The 4816-nt window shown below is 42.8% G+C and carries 1 protein-coding gene; it reads right to left on the bottom strand.

Going from position 1 to position 4816, the window contains the following annotated elements; all coding sequences use genetic code 11:
- Positions 1-211: 211 nt before the first annotated feature.
- A complete protein-coding gene (locus F6K54_RS40510; RefSeq protein ID WP_293090071.1) occupies positions 212-3799 on the bottom strand; it encodes a response regulator in 3588 nt (1195 codons plus the stop codon).
- Positions 3800-4816: the final 1017 nt, after the last annotated feature.

The raw sequence follows: 4816 nt of genomic DNA, 5'->3' as shown, positions 1-4816 counted from the left end.
ATTCATTATTCATTGTTGAATTTACCGATCATTCTGACTTTTGACTTCTGATATCATGTCCGGTAGCATCGGAGCGTGCATAAAATTAAGTTGACACTCTTGAGAAACTTCTGCCTCCTGCCTTCCCCTCCTGGGAGGGGTTAGGGGTGGGTTGCCTCCTGCCTTCGGACAACCATTGTCTAATTATTCAACCGGACATGATATGACTTCCTTAAGGCTCTATTAGTGCGATTAAATCTTTGAGTTTTACTAGCGCTGTATCCGTATCAAAATCAAAGACCGCATTTTGAAGCAGTTTAATTCCAGTACTATATGGTGTTCCTTGGGTAACAGCATTTAAATTTTCGAGTTGTTCTAATGCTGCTGCAAGATCGTTTTGCAAAAGATGTTCCAGTTCTTGAAGGCAATTTTTTAGGACTTGCGGTTCTATCGGATGGGGTTGAGCGATCGCCTCTGTGGATATTTCTATAATAGATGGATCTAACTTCCCGAGGGAGTCCATCACAACTGCAAAGCATTGACTGAAGGTTTGCATTAAATCCTGCAGCACTTCAGTTGGGGAATTGTCCTGCAAAGATTTCTCTAGAGCAGAAGCAGCCGCAAACAAATCTTTTGCTCCGATATTGCCAGCGATGCCCTTGATACTATGGACTTGATTCCGAGCAGTGGTGTAGTCTGTCGTTGCGATTGTAGCTTGGATATTTGCTAGGGTATTTTGGTTATGTTCGCAAAACTGCCACAAAATCTGGCGGTAGGCATTGAGATTTCCCCCAATACGATGAACGCCTTCTTCGACATCTATCCCCACCAAAACAAGTGATTCCTCAGCAGCAAGTGTCAAAGGACAGGACAAGATTTCATCAGACTCGGTAAGCTGTGCCGTCGTATTGCCATAATTCTCTCCATTCTGGAGTTTTAGCCAACGGTGCAGGGTTCGGAAAACATGATGAGGATCGATAGGTTTTGTGATATGATCGTTCATGCCTGCTTGCAGACTCAAGTCGCGATCGCCAATCATGGCATGGGCTGTCATGGCAATGATGATCAAATTAGTGAAACGCTGACTATCGGGGCAATCAGATTGACCCAAAGCTCGGATGCGTTGTGTGGCTTCAATACCATCCATTTCCGGCATTTGAATATCCATCAACACTGCGTTGTAATGATTGTTTTGCACCGCTGCCAATGCCTCCAGGCCGTTATTCGCAGTATCAATACTTGCACCGGCTCCTACCAATAGTTCTCGGGCTATCTGCTGGTTAATTTCGTTATCCTCCACCAGCAATAGCTTATAGCCCGAAAGATCAGGATAATACACAGCCACTGAGCGATCGTCAACACTATTTTCCCCTGATTCCGCAACAACATCAGGGCAGAATATCTTCACAAGGGTATCGTAGATAGTCGAACGATTGACAGGCTTTGATAAGCAACTCTCAGCACCCGCTTCTTTGGCACACTGTTTGACATCCATTTGCCCGTAGCCGGTAATGAGCATAATTCGAGGCTGGTGGGGCAGGGGAGCAGCACGGATGCGTTGAATTAACTCAATGCCATCTATCCCGTTGGACATCTGCCAGTCCGTTACCACCAATTGATAGGGGTTCTTTGTCCCTTGCAGGACTTCTAGTGCTTCTTCTGCAGAAGCAACGGTGTCAACCTGTAGAGAAAATGATTGCAAAAGCTCCTTGAGAATGTTGCGCGCTGCCCGGCTATGATCGACGATCAAGGCTTTTATATGTTTTAGTGCTGCGGGTGGGATGAGATATGCCGAGGGAGTTGATGCTGTTTCAAACACAGCAAAGAATTGAAAGTTGCTGCCTTGATCGAGTTGGCTTTCCACCCAAATATCACCGCCCATTAAGTTGACTAAGCGTTTACAAATAGCTAAACCCAAACCGGTTCCACCATATTTGCGCGTAGTCGAGTCATCTGCTTGACTGAAGCTGCGGAATAGTCGCTTGCACTGGTCTTGAGTGAGTCCTATCCCCGTGTCCCTAACGGAAAACTGTACCGTAACACTATTGTCTCGCTGTTCTCGCAAAACAAGCCGAACAATTACCTGACCAACTTCCGTAAATTTGACAGCATTACTGATTAGGTTTAAAAGTAGTTGTTCTAATCGCAGTGGATCGCCCCTTAGAAAATTTGGGACCTCTGGATCGATATCGATCAAGAATTCGAGATCTTTTTCTTCTGCGTGTAAGCTGACTAGATTGGATACATTTTGCAGAACCGCGTCCAGCTCAAAATCGATTTTTTCTAGTGCTAATTTCCCGGCTTCAATTTTTGAAAAATCAAGAATATCGTTAATCAGGCGCAGTAGAGATTTACCGGAGCTTTCGATTTTATGGATATAGTCAACCTGTTGGGTGTCTAAGTTTGTCTGCAATGCCAAGTGACTCAAACCCAAAATCGCATTCATCGGGGTTCTAATTTCGTGGCTCATTACTGCCAAAAAATTGCTTTTTGCCGCGTTGGCAGATTCGGCTAACTCCCGTGCATCTTCTAGCTGCATGGCTCGTGCCTGTTCTGTTTCTCGCAGTCGATCTAGTTCGATCAATTCATATTTAAAGAGGTTCAGGCTACTTAAGATACCATCAAATTCCAAGTCGTAGCGACCTTGCTCGATCTCGCATTCTCCCTTACGCGAGCGAAGATATTCCACCACTAAAGTGATCTTCTGTAAGGGTTGAAGAATTGAAGTGCGAACATAGAAAATCAAAAGCAACACCAAAGTAACACCGGAGGTGATCGTAAACACGGTCATGATATTTAGGAATGTCACCAACTGGTTGAGGGAGTCTTTACTTTTCTCAACTTGTCTCCGAGCAGTTTTCGAGAGACTTTCTAACAATTCTTCGGCTTCTTGGTAGTTGCGACGTTCCAAGTTTTCAATGGTTTGGAGGGCCTCTTCGCGATTATTCCCTTGGTAGGTTTTGAGAATACTTTCTCCTTCTGCTTTCAGCTCGTTAAAGAGCCTTTCGATCTCTTTGAGTTTAATTGTTTCCTGTTTTTTTTGCTCCAGGGCACGGAGATTTTCAAAGGTAATTTCAAAATTCAGAGCATACTCAAAAAACTCCCGTTTGGCATCCGGATCGTTAAGGATGAAGCGGTTCAATGCAGCAAGCATATTACCAGCGAGTTCGGACAGTTCCAGATAGTAACGGACTCCTGGAAGATCATCGCGCAGCACCTCCTCGAAACTTTTAGATTTGCCAGCATCAGCCAGTTCGTCCTCTTTAAGATCTTGCAAAAGCTTTTCCATGGGTATGCCTACATTTCTCAGTAGAGTACTGATGCGCTGACTGGCTTTGCGATCAGCACTGGGATCGTACCCCCTAAACACTTTTTCTTCTGATTCTTTCCGAAAATCTTCAATTAGTCTGTCTAACCGCTCCCAGTCTCGCTGGCGAGTGTTGCGAATTTTGATAGAAATATTATCTCGAAACTCTAGTAACTCATTATAGTTTTTGAAGTATTCCTGTTCTTCTTCTTCCTCGCCAAGAACGTACTCTAATAAATTACCACTCATAGTACCTAACTCTTCAAGCATACTAATTGTCCCGACTGCTTTGGGAACTTCTATTTCTAGTACTTTTTCGGTGGATTTTTTAACTTGGTAACTAAAAAATAGAACGCCAATAGAAACGCCACTAATCACCATAAATATTAAGAAGAAGATAAAGTTGAGGCGAACTACAACGGAACGCTTCTTTTTAAAGAGTTGTTCTTGTATTCTTGCCAAATAACTTGGAGATTTTGACTGGGTAACCTTCGGAGAAATTGCTTTTGTCATGAGTATCCAATTTAATCAATAACTGCTTTAGCGGTGGTTAGTTGAGGTTTTTGGTAATGATATATTAGACATCTCCAGAAAAGAGGGAACACCGGAGCTGGGAACAGGGAACCCACCCCTCGCCCCTCCCAGGAGGGGAATAATTGATAATTTATGGATAAGAATTGATTTTATTTTTTATTTTTGGAGATGTCTATTATATAGAATCCGGTTAAATACTTATCGTATCTATAAAAGGAAGGCAGAAGGCAGAATACAGAAGGCAGAAGGGAAAGAATAAGGTGAGAAGGTATAAAGTTTTTCATCAACTACTTATCCGGATTCCATCTCATTCCTAGTCATATACATATACTATATAACCGGATTCTATAAAAGGAAGGCAGAAGGCAGAAGGCAGAAGGCAGAAGGGAAAGAATAAGGTGAGAAGGTATAAAGTTTTTCATCAACTACTTACCCGGATTCCATCTCATTCCTAGTCATATACATATACTATATAACCGGATTCTATAAAAGGAAGGCAGAAGGCAGAAGGCAGAAGGCAGAAGGGAAAGAATAAGGTGAGAAGGTATAAAGTTTTTCATCAACTACTTATCCGGATTCCATCTCATTCCTAGTCATATACATATACTATATAACCGGATTCTATATTATACTAAATAAGGAAGGCAGAAGGCAGAGGGGAGAAGGCAGAGGGCAGCTATGCTGAAGGGTTATATCATGTCCGGTTGAATAATTAGACAATGGTTGTCCGAAGGCAGGAGGCATCCCCCCTACCCCCCTTTGAAAGGGGGGGAGGCAGAAGGTTTTCTCAAGAGTGTCACCTTGATTTTATACACGCTCCGATGCTACCGGACATGATATTAGATAAAAATTTGAAAAACGGACTTTTGATATCAAATCCGCTTAATTGGACATAAAAAAATTATCCAATTGTCATAACTACGCTCATCTTGTCTTATCTTTCTTCTCCTGAATTCTGTTTGCGAAGCATTCCGTAGGAAATTGCAGAATTGCTGA

Origin of the sequence: Okeania sp. SIO3B5, from assembly GCF_010692555.1 — a bacterium.
GTDB lineage: Bacteria > Cyanobacteriota > Cyanobacteriia > Cyanobacteriales > Microcoleaceae > Okeania.
This window is presented reverse-complemented; position numbering and strand designations above follow the sequence as displayed.